Here is a 17,829-nt window from a genome sequence, read left to right as displayed (position 1 = left end):
TTTGCTTACAGGTCGTCGTGCCATGAGGGCAGCGAGCATAACTGCTCTGCGGGGGCCTGTGACGAAGTGGTGTTAGCCACTCTTAGGTGGCTTTACTTTTTGAAAGACCTGTTTTATGCAAGATCGTCAATGCCATTAATAATTTCGGTAATTAGTTCGGTGCTAATAGTCAATGCTATATCCCAAGATTCACAATCTTCCCCGATCAAAAGATAAAGATCTCTGTCATCTCCTTTTTTCCAATGAACTGGGCTGTTGGCGCATTCACCTAATTTTATATATTCAGTAGAATCTAGATTTAATTTCTTTAACTCTTCAGCTTGATAGGATGGGATATAAACATTAATTTCAATAAATTGATTTGTTATTTTTATTAGAAATGCGGTATCTCCATTTCCATCGAATGCATGATCAATGGAAATTTCAAAATTATTCTCATTCATTTAATTTTCCTTAATGAATATTGTCAACATCAATTCCAGAGCTATTTAGTCGCCCGGCACAATCATGTTCAGATGGTCCACAAGGATCACGCTTAGACGTTCCGACAGACTTCAAACCAGTGACACATTTCATTAAATTCTCTTCTGCATGCAATCCTTTTGATGTTGGAAAACGCCGGATACCAAGTTTATCAGCCATCTCTCTTTGTCCGGCATCAAATCCATTGCTGCTCCCTGCTAGAAGGTTGCCAGATTCATCTTGGCCGACTGCAATCGTTCTTTGGTTGATAGCTAGCTTATGCTTGCCTGCTTCTCGAATTTTTGCGCTAGTTTTTGAAGTGTTCCTTTTGGTTTTCCTGTGACAGGATTAATTTCGCAATCGCAAGGGCATCCAGATTTTCCATTAGAAAGCCCCAAAGGATCAATCCAGTCAGCAGGGTTGGATGCATATTGGAAGAGATTGGATTCACCTAATACTCCAATCGGATCCTGACTAACAAACCGCCCAACCACCGGATCGTAGTACCGAAACCGGTTGTAGTGCAGCCCCGTCTCTTCATCAAACTGCTGCCCCTGAAACCGGAAGGGCTGTTCGATGGGGGGGCGGAGGTGATGCTGCGCGCTTTGAACCCCACGCCCGCGCGCTGACCGGCCGATCATCGGTGCCGTTTCGCAACACGCTGCGCAGACAGCCTCACCCCAGACCTTGTAGTCCGCAGCCCAGGCTACCTGGCCTTGCTCGTCGGTCGGTTCCAGCGGCGCGCCGATCTGGTCGCACTGGTACCAGTAGGTGCTCTGTTCCTCGCCTGCGCCCTGAATGGTGGCCAGCGGCACAAAGCTGCCTAGCTCCTAGATATAGAGCGCCTGTCTTGCACCCCGCTGGCTGTGCGCCATGAGGTCGCCATCCCACAGGTAGTGGGTGCAGCCGAAGGCATCGCTCTTTGCGACGCGTCGGTCCAGGGGGGCGTAGCGGGAGTCTTGGCGGCCGCGGAGGGTGTCGGCTCGGGCGGAGTTCTGGTGATTTAAAAAATAGTTTTATATTATTCTCTCATTTTTGAATAATTATATTTTGGAGTGTGCTATGAATTATTAGAAGTTGCATTTTTTAGAAAATGCATTCGCGGATAATTTTGCAAAATTAGAATTTTTCTTTTCTAAGAAAAATAAATATCTTTCCCAAAGATTTATCACCTACTACAAATCGTATTGTGGGTGTGATAGCTCATAGGCTATCGCTAAAAATACATTTCATTCTATGAATTTCTATAAATAAGATATTTATTGGTAAAATAAAGTTTAGAAATACTTAATCAGATCTAATGATCTTCAAAATATCTCATTATATATTAATGATGCGTCATTGTAAATTAATTTTATTCCAAACAATTGCAAATCCACCTTCTTTTGCCAGAGTGGTTATATTGGTTAGTTCATTGTTTTTGTAGTTAAATTGATATTCCACCTCATTATCCCATCCAGACGCATAGGCCAATTCTCTGATGGGGATACCATCTTTCAATTCTATTGAATTTATTGAGTAATTTTTTCCTCTGCCGACTGTTATATTTAATATCGTGTCATCGTCTTTTTTTGAAATATGACCATATCCATTTAAACGAGGAAGATTTTTTCCAGGGGGATTTATTGAAAAATCAATGTGATATACGTTACTTAGTTCGGAAAATAGATTTTCATCATATATACTTATAGAGACGAAGTTACACTGATTCTCTCGCGGCGATCTGATGATTTTCAATTGACCATTGCTGAATCCGCTTGCAAAATATCCTTTCTCACTTGCCTCTTCAGGTGATTCATATTTTTTGTTCAAAGATCTTGGCGTCCTGAATCCATCCATTTCACTGCGATATGGAATGGGGTTGTATAAATCACCCTTTGAGTATTTCCACTCATTGACTATTGGTAGGTTTTTAATTTCTGCATTTTTTAGAATTCTGGCGGCTGTGTCTTGGTAATTATTTAGCAAAATCTCTAGCCGTTGCTTAATTTCTGGATTATCTATCAACATATTTATTCCTTCATGAGCAGCAGCAAGCAAAAGTTGCCTTCCAACTTCCGCTCTCTAATCGTCTTCCAATATCCTCTAGGGCCGCTTCAACGTTGCCACCACGCTTCTCCACGCCTTTCAATATTTGGTATATAAGTTTATCATTCATATCACTATGTACATGAGATCCGGCGTGATAAGTGCCGGCTCCAATGCTTGCAATCTGGCCTGGATGATTTGCCATTGCAATTTGAGATGGTCTCGTTCCCCATAATCTTGCGCCATTAGCCGCATCGTCAATTCCAATGTTGTTCCTGGCTAATATTGCGCGCGAGTTTTTTACATGTTCATTTTTATTGCATTTTTCTTGAACAATATGATGTGGACTTTGGTCAGGTAGAGCAGGACGCCCGGCTTTTCTAAGGCTTCTCCCAAGTTTTACAGAACTTAGGCCAAGAATGTCTGCCCATATCGTAGGGGTGGAAGCATATATATATAAATTGATTCCTCCTATTAATCCAATCGGATCCTGACTAACAAACCGCCCAACCACCGGATCGTAATACCGAAACCGGTTGTAATGCAGCCCCGTCTCCTCATCAAACTGCTGCCCCTGTAACCGGAAGGGTTGCTCAATGGGCGGCGGTGAAGGTGGTGCAACAGGCTTTGAGCCCCAAGCCCGTGCGCTGACGGGCCGATCATCGGTGCCGGTTCGCAACACGCTGCGCATGACCGCCTCACCCCAGACCTTGTAGTCCGCTGCCCAGGCTACCTGGCCTTGTTCGTCGGTCAGCTCCAGCGGGGCGCCGATCTGGTCGCACTGGTACCAGTAGGTGCTGTGCTCCTCGCCCGCTCCCTGAATGGTTGCCAACGGCACAAAGCTCCCCGGCTCGTAGATGTACAGCTCCTGCTGCCCACCGCTTTGACCCCGCTGGCTGTGCACCATGAGGCCGCCATCCCACAGGTAGTGGGTACTGCCAAATGCATCACTCTTGGGGACACGCCGGCCCAGGGGGTCGTAGGCGTAGCGCGTGGCCTGGGTGACGCCATGGCGCGTGGTGTTCGATTCGATGAGCTGGTGGTCTGCGTTCCAGGTCAGGTCCAGCACTTCCTGGGTGCCGGCCTTCTGGTTGCCCCGGGTGCGCTTTGTGACGTTGCCGTGCACGTCGTATTCAAAGTGCAGGTCTTGGTAGAAGCGCAGGCGGTTGTCGCCCACCACGCCAAGAGTGGTGTCCACGGGCTGGCTGTCTTTGCCGGGGATGGAGTCCAGCAGGTTGCCGGCGGGGTCGAAGGCAAACAGTTCGCGGGCCAGAGGGCTGCCTTGTGCGGGCAGGCTGGCGAGGATGCGGCCCGTGTGGCCGTATATACGGATGTATTATGGAATTTTAGATCATAAATATAAACTGCTTGAGTATTGGGATTCGATTTTCGTCTTGCACAAAAGGTTGCCGCAGCGTCAATTTTTGCGTCATTGCTCTATATATCGATAGCGTATTTGAAATTTATTCCATTGAATTTATGAATTTACTGTATTTTTTAATCCAGCCATTATTGCCATAAATTTCGCCAGTTAATCCGTCACTTATTTCTGATATATCTTCAACTCCTTGATAGCTTATTCCAATGACTTCTTGTTCTGCCATTCGTAGAATTCTGAATAAAGCAGAGTCGACTGCGAAAGCGATTAGGAAATCAAAATGAGATTTCTGATTTTCTGAAAGTGATGCATAAAATTCTTGCAACCTCTTTGCTTCATCTGTTTTATATTTCCCGTTTGCACAGTCGGTGACTCTTTCTATAGATGAGTCTCTAACTGTGTGAATAATGTCTTCGCCAAATTTATCTAGTGTTGAATCTTGCATATTATTTATTCCAAGGAATTCTGCTCGGTGTAGTAGCGCCAAGACTTCTAAGTTTTCTCAAGCTCTGCGCAGCCAGTGATCTTGCGGTTTTCTCATCTGCACCACCTTCTTTAAGACATTCTACAGCGATTTTTGTATGCTCCGATATGGTGTTTTTTGACTTCCCAGATTTGCAATCACAACTAAGTCTATCAAACTCTCGACGTTGGCAAGCGGTAATTTTGTCATGATCTATGCCATTGTTTTTCATCCAATCATTGCCAAGGCAGAACATATCATTCATTATTTGTTTGTAATTTGATAGATCATTCCAGGCAGCTTTCGCATGAACATGGTGGCCACCAACGGTTTTGTATGAGCCTGTGGCACAAGAGTTAACTAGACCTAGAGGATCAATCCATTCTGTGGTGTTCGGTGCAAACGTATAAAAATTATGATCGCCTAAAAATCTGATTGGATCTTGAGATATAAACTTACCAACCACCGGATCGTAGTACCGAAACCGGTTGTAATGCAGCCCCGTCTCTTCATCAAACTGCTGCCCCTGAAATCGGAAGGGTTGCTCAATGGGCGGTGGTGGAGGCGGTGCAACGGGCTTGGAGCCCCAAGCCCGCGCGCTGATCGGCCGATCATCGGTCCCGGTCCGCAACACGGTGCGCATGACCGCCTCACCCCAGACCTTGTAGTCCGCCGCCCAGGCTACCTGGCCTTGTTCGTCGGTCAGCTCCAGCGGCGCGCCGATCTGGTCGCATTGGTACCAGTAGGTGCTGTGTTCCTCGCCCGCTCCCTGGATGGTGGCCAGCGGTACAAAGCTGCCTGGCTCGTAGATGTAGAGCGCCTGTCTTGCGCCCCGCTGGCTGTGCACCATGAGGTCGCCATCCCACAGGTAGTGGGTGCTGCCGAAGGCATCGCTTTTGGCGACACGCCGGCCCAGGGGGTCGTAGGCGTAGCGCGTGGCCTGGGTGACGCCATGGCGCGTGGTGTTCGATTCGATGAGCTGGTGGTCTGCGTTCCAGGTCAGGTCCAGCACTTCCTGGGTGCCGGCCTTCTGGTTGCCCCGGGTGCGCTTTGTGACGTTGCCGTGCACGTCGTATTCAAAGTGCAGGTCCTGGTAGAAGCGCAGGCGGTTGTCGCCGACGACGCCCAGGGTGGTGTCCACGGGCTGGCCGTCTTTGCCGGGTAGGGAGTCCAGCAGGTTGCCGGCGGGGTCGAAGGCAAACAGTTCGCGGGCCAGCGGGCTGCCTTGTGCCGGGAGGCTGGCGAGGATGCGGCCCGTGGGGTCGTAGCGGAAGTCTTGGCGGCCGCGCAGGGAGTCGGCTCGGGCGATGAGCTGGCCTGCGGCGTCGTAGGCGTAGCCACGCTCCAGCGTGGCGTTGGAGTTGCCGGGCCTGGCCACGTGGCCGCTGCCTTGCAGCGCTGCGCGGTGGCGCAGCAGGCGCCCGGCCGGGTCCCAGTCGTAGCGGCTGGACAGGGCACCCTGGCTGCGGCGCACTTCGCGGTGCAGGGCGTCGCGTTCCATGTCGGCGATGACCTGGTGCGCGGCCGGAGGCTGGTCAGGGCCTTGCGCCGGAGCGATGTTGATCTGGTGCAGGTGGCCCGAGCCATAGAACAGCCAGTGCAGGGTGCGGCCATCCGGCATGCGGGTGTGGATGCGGTTGCCCAGTTCGTCATAGCCGTGCGAGAGGCTGCGCTGCAGTTTCTGGCGGGCCTGGCCTGTGGCATTGCCGAGAGCCTGCAGGGTCTGGGTCTCGCTGAGCAACTGGCCCACGGGGTCATAGGCAAAGGCCAGGTGGGAGGCGGCGTTGCCGGCCTGGGTCAGGCGGCCCAGGGCGTCGTAGCGGTATGTGGTTTCTTCCACGGGGCCGGTGTGGCCCATAGCGCGCTTGGCCAGCAGACGGCCCAGGGCATCGCGCTCGAAGCAGGTGACCTTGCCGGGCCCGGCGTCGCTGCCGCCGGCTTCGATGACGTGGGTCAGTTCACCGGCGGCGTTGTAGATGTAGCGCTGCCAGCGGCCGTCGAAGCCGACTTCGTCGGTGAGTTGGTCGCGCAGGTCGTAGCGGAAGTGGGTGCGGGCGTGGTTCTCGTTGTCCAGGGCGATGAGGCGGCCGGCGCGGTCGTAGTGGTAGGTGAGGCTGCGGCCTGCGGCGTCAATCCGGGTGAGCGGGCGGCCCATGCCGTCGTAGGTGTAGCGGGTGCTCTGGCCCATGGGGTCGGTGTAGGCCAGCAGGTGGCCTTCGCCGTTCCAGACGTAGAGGTGGGTGGGGCTGGCGGGCTGGCTGCTGGGGCCTGCGGGGCTGGATGGCTCGATGACACGTATCAGCTGGCCCGCATCGTTGTATTCGTAGCGGGTCTGCTGGCCCAGCGCATCGGTGCGCAGCACGGGCTGGCCCAGGGCGTCGTAGGCGAAGCGCGTGGTCTGGCCCGAGCAGTCGGTGTAGGCCACAAGGCGGTCGGCCTCATCCCAGGCCAAGTGCTTGGAGCCGCCCTTGGCGTCAATGACTTCCACGGTGCGGCCCCGGGTGTCATGGCGGTAGCGCGTGGTGCGGCCCAGCGGGTCGGTGGCCTGCACAAGGTGGCCGCGGCCGTCGTATTCCTGATGCCATTCATGGCCCAGGGCGTCGCGCAGCGCGGTGACCAGGTCCAGCGGGTTGTATTCCAGCGTGGTGGCATGGCCCATGGCGTCGATGATCTGGACCAGGTTGCCGCGTGCATCGCGGCGCAGGGTGGTGCGGCGGCCCAGGGGGTCTATGCGGCCTGTGGAGGCGCCGGTGGCATCGGTGGGAGTCTGCTCGATGATCTGTTCGGGTGTGCCTTCCGCGATGACGGTGGCGATGATGTTGAAGCGCGCATCCCAGTGGTAGGCGGTGGTACGGCCCAGGCCGTCGGTGTGGCGCGTGACGCGCTCATGGGGCAGGTAAGTGAAGCGGTCGTCGTCCTGGCCGGGTACCGGCGTGTCGGCGCACCAGGAGCGCAGCACGCGGCCCTGGGGTCCTTCGATGTCGTACTGGGCGAAGTAGCGATGCCCGCTGGATTTGCGGTAGCCCACCAGCACGCCGGAGCGCCAGGCGTATTGGCGGTAGGGCTGGCTGCCGTGGTGCGTGGAGATGAGCTGGCCCTGGGCGTCGTAGGCGTACTGGGCCAGGGTCTGCGGGGCGTGCTCCGGGGCATGCAGGACCACGGCAGTCAGACGGGCGCCGGCAAAGGCGTCCTGCGGCAAGGTGCCTGGCGCGCTCCAGTGCAGATGCAGGCGGCGGCCTGCGGTGTCACTCAGGCCAGCGAGCAGTGGGCGGGCAAAGGGGGCAGGGGGCTTGACCTGCGTGGCCGGGGCCGTGCCTTGCCCTGCGGCGTAGCGTGCGCTCCAGGTCTGCGTTGTGGCGGGTTCGTCCGAGCCCAGGGCGTATTTCCAATGCAATTGCACGGTGTTGCCGTCGCGGTCCTGGAGCGCGGCCAGCGGCAGGCGCCATTGCTCGGGTGCTTCGCGGCGGAAGAGGCGGGACAGGCCTTCCTTGTAGGTGATGGCCCAGAGGTCGGGTTCGGGGTGGCTGAGCGTGAACTTTTCATAGATGTCGAAATGCTCGGCTCCCACGGCCAGGGAGGGCAATGTGACGTACAGGCCTGTGTCGTCTGCCAGCACGCAGCCATCGGCCGACAGGCGCAGTTCCTGCGTGAATTCATGGCTCCAGCCCCGGCCCCAGGGGCTTTCTTCGGCAAGGCCCGAGATGTAGCGGCGCCGCCAGACGATGGGGATGGGGCCTGCCAGGGTGAAATCGGTTTCGTCCAGGTGCTTCTGGCCGGTGGAAAGGATGACGGGAAAACGTGTGGCGCACTGCGAGCAGGGGCCCTTGCCATCGGGCTTCTTGGTGTCGCTGTGCTCGGTGGTGGGGTGCTTGTCGTTGCTGCCCTCACTCTGGGTTTTGCGCTTATAGCGTTTGCCTGCCAGGGCCGCCAGCAGGGCCGCGCCGCTGCCCATGAGCCAACGGGCAAGCTGCATGCGGGCATTTTCCAGCTGAGCTGGAGTCATCTCGGATCCCCAGTTGGCAGTGATGTTGCGAATTTCTTCTGCAGCCTGTACCGCTGCCTGTCCGGTGCCTACGGCCCGATTGACCAGCACGGCTCCTCCTGCGGCTTGACCCAGCACGGGCACGCCTTGAACGGCCGTTGCTGCGACGGATACGGCAAGCCCCATGTACGTTTCGGGGTCCTTCAGCATTTCCATCACCGCCTGGGCTTCGGCTTCGGCTGCTGCCCCGAAGTGGCGGGCTTCCAGACCTTTGAGGACCTTTCCGCCGTTCTCGATCATCTTGGCGGTTTCAGGCGCCAGTTTGATCAGGATGGCATTGGTCAGCGTGGTGACGCCGTTGACCACCATTTCGCCCGCTTCATGGACGACAGACTTGACGTAGGTGACGTGCTGGTTGACGTGGTCCTTGACCTTGGTGAACAGGCCCACGATGACACTGACCGGATCGTGTTTGCCGGTATCCATGGCGCCGTAGCGGTTGGCCATGTCGGTGCCGTATTCCTTGACGGTGCCCAGCGGGACCTTGATGGCGCTGCTGTTGTTGGAGTGCCAGGCCACGCCGGGGTCGCCCTTGGGCTTGAGGTGGACCGGGGTGGCCGGGTCAAAGGTCCAGGCGTTGGCTGTCTGGGTGATGGCGCCATCGCCGCCGCTGAAGATGTGCGTGCCCATGGTGTTCAGGACTCCTTGCTTTGCAGAAAGCGGGCCGAGAAGGTCTGCGTTGCCGCGCCGTTGCTGCTGTTGAGAGGGTGTGCTTTGCCCGTGGGCCCGGTACGGAGGGTGCGAATGGTGCGTTCCAGCGCCACGGCGGCCACTTCCTCGCCTTCATCCAGCGCCCAACTGAGGATGGAGTTGGGCGGGCGTGCATCGTGGCGAAGGCGCTGGGCGGCCAGGGCCCAGTGCAAGGGGCCGGTGGCGGCGCCGACCTGGCCGGTCATGGCTGCAGGCTCCCAGGTATCTGGCTGGAAGCTGCCGTCCAGCCGAGCCCGTGCCATGACCTGGATGGCCGCGCGCCAGTCCGATCCGTCGAAATCGGAAACGGCGCAGCCCACGTGTTCCTCCTTCCAGCCCGCGCCGTCGAGGGCGCCGCGCAGCACCTCGGCCAAAGGCGCTGCATCGGCCCGCTGGTGTGGCAGGCGATGGGGGCCGGCGCCGCGTGCCAGGGAGGGGACATGCAGCACCAGATGGCGGTCATCCCGGTAGGTCGTGTCTGGCGCGGCCTGCAGCAGCAGGGCGGCAGCCGCCTCTCCGGCAATGCAGCCCTGTGGGCGGCTGTCGGTCAACAGGCCTGCCTGGGCATGGGCTTGCACCAGGGTGGCTTCGTCCAGCAGGCTGTCTACCGCCAGCAGCAAGGCATGGTCATCGGCTGCGGTGGGCCGGCCCAGGGTCTGCAGGGCGTCATAGCCGGCGCCATGTCCTCCGAAGACGGGGGTCAGGGGAATGCTGATCAGGGGGGCCGACGCTTTGGGGCCTGCCCAGCGTTCCAGCGCGGCAAGTGTCTGGCGCCACAGTGCAGCGGCCTCGTCACCGGACACGCGCATGGGCAATGCCAGCACGATGCGGCGTGGCAGTGCGACCGGGGCGTCGGCGGGCCGGCTTTGCACGTCCGCAATGAGGTCGGCCAGTGCCGCGCCCAGCAGCTTGGCCAGGCGTGCCGTCTGCTGCTCGCCTTCGGTGATCTCAGGACAGGGGGCGATGGTGACGGGATGGGGGCTGACGGCTGCAACGACGAGTTTGCGCATGCGCTTTTGCATGCCGACCCATGAGGCGGCCGACTGCCAGGCGCTGGTGCCGATGCAGGTGACTGCCCCGGCATGCTGGATGCGCCACAGGCAGGGGGATGAGGGTGGTGTGTTCGAGGAGGCCATGCGGGAACTCATTGCGGGGCGGCGGGAACCGCGGGGGCGTTTTCATGGGCCCAGAGATGGACCACGGCGATGCGTTCCTGCGCGGCAAGGGGCAGCAGGGCGCGCCAGACCAGCGAGGCATCGGCTTGCTCCGTGTCCACGGCCAGCGTGTCCCAACGCAGCTCCTGGGGCGGCAAAAGCGTGCCGCCCGCAGTCTCAGCCTGTGCCACAAGGGCCACCCGTGGCCAGACGAAACGCATCAGCGGCTCGGTGCCCATGTGGTGCAGTGCCAGTACGTCTCCGGGCCGCGGCGACTCGGCCAGCTGCAGCGATTGCGGTGCGGCGTTGCGGTGGCGTGGATCATGGTCCAGGGGCAACAGCGGTGCGCGGCTCTGGCGCCAGGCGTCGTCGAAGCTGCCCTGCAGCGCGCGGCGCGGCTGGTGGTGGGCAGGCACCAGGCCCAGGCCAAGGGCCTGTTCCGCCACGGTGTCATCCCAGTACCTGAGCGGTTTGTCCAGCGCCTGCATCCATGGCAGGGGCGCCGAGGCGGCCTGCGCCGCCGTGCCGTAGAAACCCATGCCGTCCGGGTTGTGCTCGTCCACCAGGCTGTTGCCCCTGGCGTCCAGCGTTTGTCCTCCAAAGGCAAACGGCCGCAGCAGCGGGATGCGCAATGAGGGCCCCAGCTCACTGGCCTTCAACTGGCCAAAGTCCTTGATCCATATCCGTGGGCTGAATGCCCTCAGTGCGGCCAGGCGGTGCTGGCGGCCCTGGCGCTCATAGTCCACGGCGACGTCGATGCTGGAGGCCGGGCGCCCGTTCGGCGATACGGCGCAGGCGTCGAGCAGCAGGTCGAACCAAGGTTTGGGAGGCACATGCTCCGGTTCGCAGATCGGCCAGGGTTGCTGTGCACGCGGCTGAAGCACCTGGGCCTGGAACTCGTCCCTGGCAAGACTGCCCAGGGGGCGCAGCAGGCCGGCGCGGTGGATGGGGCGCTGGCGCTCGGCCGGCCGCAGCCTGGGCAGGTTCGTGGCGCCGGCGGCCAGCTCCCAGGTTCCCTTGGCGACGAGGGCCAGCGAGTGCACGCCCTGCGCGTCCGTATGGGGAAAGGCCTGGGCAGCGAACGGGGTGTTGTTGAGGATGCTGCAGTTCATTGCGCCGTCCCGTCGTCTTCCAGGCTGCTGATGAGCTGGATCGTCTCTACGGCAGTCATCTGCCGCCGGGCATGGTCTTCGTGGGACAACGGGAACGGCCGGCCGGTGCGGGCCGCATGCTCCACATACAGCCAGCGGCGCAGGCCGTGGCCTACGTCAAAGGCTTCCTCGAGCGGCAGCACGGTGTGCAGTGGCCGACCCGCACGCAGCCGGATACCGTCCAGCGGCCAGAGAAGCTCCTTGAGCGCGGGATCTGTCCAATCGCCGATCTGCCCGGGCTCCAGCGCCTGGCAACCATTGGCGGCAAAGACCTCGCAGGCCAGGGTGCGCAGCGCGGCGGTGCGGGCGGGAGCCTGCCCGTGTGTATGGGTGAGCTCGCCTGGCACTTTGCCAAACACCAGCCGCAGCAGATCGCGCTCTGCGGGTGTGACCGGCCTGTCCTGTTGCTCGATGAAGCGCAGTGTCGGCAGCAGGCCTTGAAGACGGCCGGCAAGGGCCACCGTGCGCAGTACGGTGTCGGGGGGCAGACGCAGGCCCTGGGTGACGGCCGAAAGCGCCTGCTCAGGCTGGCGCGCGGTCCACAGCGCCATGGCGGTGTCCGTTGTCGAGGCCCAGAGTCCTGGGTGGGATTCCTCCGTGGGGCCATCGTTGGCGGTGAGTCGCTCGATGTAGCGCGCAAGCTCCCGCTGCAGCAGGCTCCCACCGGCTACGCACAGGATCTCCAGCGCACGGCGCTGCAGCGCCAGGTCATGGCCTTGCAGTACGGCGGCCAGCCGGGGCGCGGCCTGATCGGGCAACTGGCCCATGCGGGCGCAGGCCAGCAGGCAGGCTTCAGTGTCCGCACCCCGCCTGGCCGCTGCGTGTACCGCGTCAAGGTGGCTTGGCAGGGCCAGCAGGCCGGCCAGCTCCACGCCCAGGGCCTGCAGGCGGTCGTCGCCCGATGCCAGCAGGTGGACGCAGGTGTCTTCAGCGGCGTGGAACCACAGGCCATCGCGCACGGCAACGGGATGCTCCGGGAGCAATTGCGCAATCAAGGCAAGCCGTGCTGCGGCATCGGCCTCATGCGCTTCTGAAAGGGCGATGCGGACATGCGCCGAGCCTGCCCGGTCAACCGGCAGTGCCTGTGCGTGGGACGCGGCAGCTTCTTCCTGGGCCACTGTGCCGCCGTAGTAGCGGCATGCCGCCATCAGCATGTCCAGCCGCTGGTCGGTGGCCTTCAATGCCCTGAGTGTGTGTTCGGTCCGCAGCAATGCGGCGCGGCGGCCATAGGCACGGATGGCTGTCGCCAACTGGCGTGACAGCATTGCGGGCAGCGGCGGAGCGGCAGGAGCGCGGAAAAGGGGAGTTGACGTGTTCATTCGGTCGAAGCGAAGGGAAGGGCTTGCGGCGCATGCCGCGTTCGCAGGGGCGTTGCCTTCGGCGGCCTGGTCAGTTGAGTTCGATGGAGCCACCTTCGAGACGGTGGGTTTCGACGGCGGCAGCCGTGATGGTCTGGCCCCGGATCTGTACTTGCCCATCACGGGTGAACTGCAGTCGCGTGTCGGCGCAATGGATGAGCACGCTTTGCACGGCTTGCAGCTCCAGGCTGGCCACGCGCAGGCTCAGGGCACCGCTGGCGCGGTCGAATTCCCAGGGCGGGCAGGCCGGTGCCTGCGCTGCGGGCCAGGCGGCGACGATCAAGGGGGCAAGGTCGTGCTGCCCCTCCTCGGGACTGGGCATTGCGACCAGTACGTGCTGTCCGCTCACCAGTCTGGGCAGGTGGGTGGACGCGACCGCCTGCCACTGCTGGCCAAGGCACTCGATGGTGATGCTTCCATCGTCTTGCTGGGGTTGCAGAACCTGTGCGGGCTGCAGGCCAGATGCCGTGGGGATGGCCTGTGCCTGGGCCGGGCGTTGGAGTGCGGTCATGGGTGTGCTCCTTGAAGACTGGGGTGCTGTTGGGTGTGGCCGGGGCCGTGGCGTGGATCAGTTTTCATGGATGCCGCCGGAACTGGTGGTGACATCGTTGGCACCGATGAGCTGGATGCTGTTGCCATTGACGGTGATGGTTCCGTCTGCCTTGAGCACGAGGCTGCTGCTGCCCACGGTGATGGCGACGCTTTGCGCGTCCATGGTGATGTTGGAGCCGCCGCCGCCACCACCCGAGCCGCTTTCGGACGGCGCAACCACATTGCTTGCGAGACCGCCGCCGCCTGCGGAAGATCCGCCGCCACCGCCGCCCCCAACGGTCAGCGAATACGTGGAGCCGACCGTGGTTGTCTTGGTGCTGCCGACCGTGGTGGACTGGCTGCTGCCCACGCTGGTGGTCTGGGTGCTGCCAACGATGGTGGCCATGATGGCGCCCACGTTCAGGTTGTAGGCGACGCCGACGTTTTCCATGCGCCCCACGCCCACGTTCTGCATGTAGGCGATGCCGATGGTCTCGGTCTTCATCTTGCCCACCTTGATCGACCAGTTGTTGCCGATCTTGTCCTTCTCGTTGCGGCCTATGGTCTTGCTGCGGTTCTTGCCGATGGAGATGTTCTCGTCGATGCCAACGTCTTCATTGCGGTTGTCGCCGATGCTGATCTTCTCGTCGTGGTCCACCCGCTCCGTGCGGTTGTTGTGCACGGTGATGGTCTCGTCGCGGTCCACGGTCTCGGTGCGGTCGCGGTGGATGACGCTGGTCTCGTCCCGGTCGATGGTCTTGCGCCGGTCGTTGCCCACCCATTTGTCCTCGTCGTTCTCGACTTCGGTGAGCTGGTCCTTTTGCGCGTGCAGCCACAGCTGTTCGGCGCCCGCCTTGTCCTCGAAGCGGATGGCGTTGGCGTCGCCCTGGCCGTTCTTCATGCCCGCGCCTGGGGCGCCGCCCTTGCTCGACCGGGTCTTGATGCCCGATTGCGTGGCGTTGGCCGGCAGTGCCCAGGGCGGCATGTTGGCCGCGTTGTAGACGCAGCCCATGACGATGGGGTGGTCAGGATCCCCGTTGAGGAAGTCCACGATGACTTCCATGCCGATGCGCGGGATGTGCACGGCGCCAAAGCCCGGCCCGGCCCAGCTGGTGGCCACGCGCATCCAGCAGCTGGAGTTCTCGTTCATGCCGCCGATGCGGTCCCAGTGGAACTGCACCTTGACGCGGCCGTACTGGTCGCACCAGATCTCTTCGCCTGCGGGGCCCACGACGACGGCGGTCTGCGGGCCCGTGGTACGTGGTTTGGCGGTGATGCGCTGGGGCTTGAAGGGAAGGCTGGTGGGCTGGGCCTGGAGCACGAATTTCTGCACCGAGCCTTCGCCGCTGCCGCCGTCGCTGACGCGCGGGTTCTCCTCGAAGGCATAGTCGACCGCCGTGACCAGGTAGGCCTGGTTCTGGTCGCCGCGCGGATAGTTGTCCAGCGTGAAGGTGTAGCCCGGCGCCATGGCGCGGTGGTTGGAGCGGCCCTGCACCGTGCTCTGGCGCGTGAGGCTTTGCTGCAGGCGCACGCGGATATAGTCCTCGCCGTCGCCGGTCTCGGTGTAGCCGCCCGGCCATTCGTAGATCTCGTAGGCGTCGTGCGCGTGGCCGGGCGGGTTGCGGCGCATGTTGGACAGCTCGGCGCGGGGCTTCTTGAAGTCGTAGTCGTCGTTGTAGTGCCGGCCGGGCTTGACGCGCTGGTGCAGTTCCCAGGCGTGTATGCATTCCTCGCGCGCCACGGCGGCCTTGCCCGGCGGGTGGAAGGGGATGACGGCGCCGCCCTGCAGCGGGTCGTGCGAGGCGATGACATCGTCGCCCAATGTCAGCACATGCTGGCCCGCGCTGTGCTGGTGGTAGTAGCAGATGCCCTCGTGCTCCATGAGGCGCGAGACGAACTGGAAGTCCGTCTCGTTGTACTGCACGCAGTACTCCCAGGTGCGGTAGGAGCGCGTCAGGCGCTGCTGCATGGGGTGGCCGTAGATGCCCAGGACCTCGTTGATGATGTCCGGCACCGTCTTGTTCTGGAAGATGCGGAAGTCGCTGCGGCGCGTGGCCAGCCACAGCCAGGGCGACAGGCGTGCGCGGTACAGGAAGTTGCGGTGCTCGTCCTGGCCGCGCATGCCGAAGGCCGTGACCAGGCCGTCGATGTAGCGCTTGCCGCCGTCCTGGGTCTCCACCACCACGGTGGCGCCCTTGCCCAGCAGGGCCTTGGGGTCGATGCTGTCGTCCTCGCTGAGCAGGTCGATCTCCAGGGCGAACAGATGGCTGATTTCCTCGCGCCCCTGCAGCCGGCGCAGCTGCAGCTGGTCTGCCAGGGGGGTGTTGATGGTGACTCTGCGTGTCATGGTGTCGGTTCTCGCGGTGCTTGGATGTAGACAAGGGGCGGGGGCGTCAGGTCCGGGTGGGCGGACCTGCGTGCGCCGGCGGTGGATCGGGTGGAGAGGTGCCTTTGCTGCTATCGGGCTGCGTACACCAGCCCTGGACGGGCGCCGTCTGCGTCATCCAGGGCTGGATCGATGACGGGATCGGGGCGAAAGGTGTGCCCCAGCGCGATGAACTGGTAGTTGCCGCGCCGGTCGGTGAAAACAGCCAGGCCGCCAGGCGTCAAGGCCACGTTGAACCAGTCGTTGTCGGTGCGCGGTTGGTCCAGGTCCAGCTTGCCGGACTGGCTCAGTGCAAGCACGCTGCCTGCCAGGCTTTCCAGGTTCAGAACGCTGAGCTGGCGGCCGTCAGCGCCATACAGCCGTAGCTCTCCGGTGGCTTCGACCTTGCTGAGGCCCTCGCCAAGGGGGACGGATCGCTTCATGGTGGCCAGCACGAACTGGCCGCCCGGCGCCAAACGCAGGTCCGGGGGGATGTCGCCGGAGCCATGGCGGAATTCGGCCAGGCGCACGATGCGCGCACCCGTGCGCAGCGCCAGCGCTGCGCCCGTGCCGCGCTGATCGGGCAAGGCATAGGTCAACAGCACATTGCCTGCTGACCATTCGATGGCATTGGCCCAGGTCATCGCATCGGCTCCCGCCCAGGACTGAACCTGCGCGGCCATGGCTGCAGCCGGGTCCTCGTCCCGGGGCTGCACGGTCAGGCTTGCGTTGGCGGAGATGGTCAGACGGGGCGGTGCATCCAGGCTGCCCAGGTTGCGGGTCTGCTGCAGTGTCCATTGGGGCAGCTCGAATGTCAGCAACTGATACGGCTTGCGGCCGTCGGCATCGGGATCCACATGGCTGCTGGCAACGATGTGGACCATTGCGGCAGTGCGATCCTGCGCATCGTCCGTGGCCACGGAGCGGGCCAGGCAACCGCCGGGGCGCACTCCCGGCTGTGCAAGCGCCGCAACGGCAGGGGGGCTGCCGCTGCGCTCGGACAGCTGGAAACTGCCCACTTTGGATCGTTGGACGAGGTCCAGGCGATCAACGGTGCCGTTGCAGTAAACGGTATAGAGATAGCGGTACGGGTCCTGGTCGTTCGACGAGGCGAAGCTGGCCGGCTTCGCCTGCCCGGACGAGACGGCAGGGCTGTCATCCGCATTGCGCGTGCATGCGACCGACAGCAAAGCGCTGGCCAGCATTACGCCAATGGTCGCGAAGCGGCGGGAAGTAGCACTCCAGGGCATGGCTAGAAGTCCTCGCGGGCAAGCACGTTGTCGACATAGTTGCGATCGCCCACGGCGCCGCGCTCGGCGGCGGGAATCCTTTCCCATTCGGCGCGGGCCGTATTGCCGTCGGCGCTGACCGTCACCCACAGTTGATCGCCTTGCATGCGTATGCGGTACTCATGCAGATTGTTGGCATAGCCGTTGAAGCCGCGCAGGGTGTCGAGTTCGAGCTGCTCGGCCGTGTAGTCCGGCAGTTCCACGGGAATGGCTGGCAATCCTTGTGCGGTTCGGGCCTGGTTCCAGGCTCTGACCAGACCTTTGAACCGCTCGCCCTTGCGCTGCTTGCCAGGATATGCCCTTGCGAAGGCCTCCTTTTCCAGGAAGAGCTTCCAGCCGCCGCGCACGTTGTCCTTCCAGTTCCAGGTCTGATTGGCGGTCGGTGCCGGTCGGGTGAGTTGGCACAGGCCCACGCCACCCAGGCCATCGCTGCTGTATTTCGGCCAATTGCCGGGAGTGCGGAATTGTTGCAGCGAGCTTTCCTGCCGCATTTTTTTTCGAAACACGATCCTGTCGGCGCCAATGCTGTTGGCAAAGGCACGGATGGCGGTGCTCGTGGGATTGGTGCCGACGATGGTCCAGGTGGCGCGCGCCCGGCGCTCCACACCGGCCGCCCGCATCGTGACCTGCACGGTCAGCAGGCCTCCACGGACTTCGGTGAACGGGATGCGCCAGCTCGGGCTGGCGCTGGTCTGCGGTGGCAGAGGGCTGTGTGCAGTGCTTCGGCCACTTCCATACGCGGTGTTGGTAGGCGGTGTGCCGCCTTCGAACGTCAGCGTGGCCGACCATTCGAAGATGGGCGTGCTCCCTGCAGGCAGCGCTTCGTTCTGCAGGACGGCAGTCACCGTGATGGTGGGCATTTGGGCATCGGCCGTGATGGCGAACTGCGGTCCTGCGGGCTGGCTGGTAATGGCAAGT

The 17,829-nt window shown here is 61.3% G+C and carries 13 protein-coding genes; all 13 read right to left on the bottom strand.

The window, feature by feature from the left end; translation table 11 throughout:
• Positions 1 to 113: 113 nt before the first annotated feature.
• A complete protein-coding gene (locus AC5I49_RS04885) occupies positions 114 to 443 on the bottom strand; it encodes a hypothetical protein (protein WP_495788923.1) in 330 nt (109 codons plus the stop codon).
• A 291-nt stretch (positions 444 to 734) separates the two neighbouring features.
• Positions 735 to 1,277: an RHS repeat domain-containing protein gene (locus tag AC5I49_RS04880; protein WP_495788922.1), complete on the bottom strand. Its 543-nt coding sequence runs from the start codon at positions 1,275 to 1,277 to the stop codon at positions 735 to 737.
• A 523-nt stretch (positions 1,278 to 1,800) separates the two neighbouring features.
• Positions 1,801 to 2,472 (bottom strand): hypothetical protein, encoded by a 672-nt coding sequence (locus AC5I49_RS04875; RefSeq protein WP_495788921.1) that lies wholly within the window; start codon positions 2,470 to 2,472, stop codon positions 1,801 to 1,803.
• A gap of 10 nt (positions 2,473 to 2,482) precedes the next feature.
• Positions 2,483 to 3,817 carry an RHS repeat-associated core domain-containing protein gene (locus AC5I49_RS04870; protein ID WP_495788930.1) on the bottom strand — a complete coding sequence of 445 codons (1,335 nt, stop codon included), beginning with the start codon at positions 3,815 to 3,817 and terminating at the stop codon, positions 2,483 to 2,485.
• Between the two features lie 136 nt (positions 3,818 to 3,953).
• Entirely contained in the window at positions 3,954 to 4,313 is a 360-nt protein-coding gene (locus tag AC5I49_RS04865; protein WP_207444258.1) for a hypothetical protein, read from the bottom strand.
• A gap of 1 nt (position 4,314) precedes the next feature.
• Positions 4,315 to 9,003, bottom strand: a complete 4,689-nt coding sequence (locus tag AC5I49_RS04860) for an RHS repeat-associated core domain-containing protein (protein ID WP_495788920.1) — start codon at positions 9,001 to 9,003, stop codon at positions 4,315 to 4,317.
• Between the two features lie 5 nt (positions 9,004 to 9,008).
• A complete protein-coding gene (locus AC5I49_RS04855; RefSeq protein ID WP_252652140.1) occupies positions 9,009 to 10,199 on the bottom strand; it encodes a hypothetical protein in 1,191 nt (396 codons plus the stop codon).
• Between the two features lie 8 nt (positions 10,200 to 10,207).
• Positions 10,208 to 11,329, bottom strand: coding sequence for a DUF2169 family type VI secretion system accessory protein (locus AC5I49_RS04850; protein WP_016453364.1), 1,122 nt, complete (start codon positions 11,327 to 11,329; stop codon positions 10,208 to 10,210).
• On the bottom strand, positions 11,326 to 12,687 hold the full coding sequence (locus AC5I49_RS04845; protein ID WP_495788919.1) for a hypothetical protein: 1,362 nt from the start codon (positions 12,685 to 12,687) through the stop codon (positions 11,326 to 11,328). The genes AC5I49_RS04850 and AC5I49_RS04845 overlap by 4 nt, the downstream gene beginning before the upstream one ends.
• A gap of 70 nt (positions 12,688 to 12,757) precedes the next feature.
• Entirely contained in the window at positions 12,758 to 13,237 is a 480-nt protein-coding gene (locus tag AC5I49_RS04840; protein ID WP_016453366.1) for a hypothetical protein, read from the bottom strand.
• Between the two features lie 57 nt (positions 13,238 to 13,294).
• Positions 13,295 to 15,604: a type VI secretion system Vgr family protein gene (locus tag AC5I49_RS04835; RefSeq protein ID WP_495788918.1), complete on the bottom strand. Its 2,310-nt coding sequence runs from the start codon at positions 15,602 to 15,604 to the stop codon at positions 13,295 to 13,297.
• A gap of 110 nt (positions 15,605 to 15,714) precedes the next feature.
• A complete protein-coding gene (locus AC5I49_RS04830) occupies positions 15,715 to 16,872 on the bottom strand; it encodes a hypothetical protein (protein WP_312840962.1) in 1,158 nt (385 codons plus the stop codon).
• A 2-nt stretch (positions 16,873 to 16,874) separates the two neighbouring features.
• Positions 16,875 to 17,771 (bottom strand): hypothetical protein, encoded by an 897-nt coding sequence (locus AC5I49_RS04825; protein WP_223275298.1) that lies wholly within the window; start codon positions 17,769 to 17,771, stop codon positions 16,875 to 16,877.
• Positions 17,772 to 17,829: the final 58 nt, after the last annotated feature.

This window comes from Delftia sp. (genome assembly GCF_059499305.1).
The sequence above is the reverse complement of the archived record's forward strand: the minus strand, read 5'-3'. Positions and strand labels throughout refer to the sequence as shown.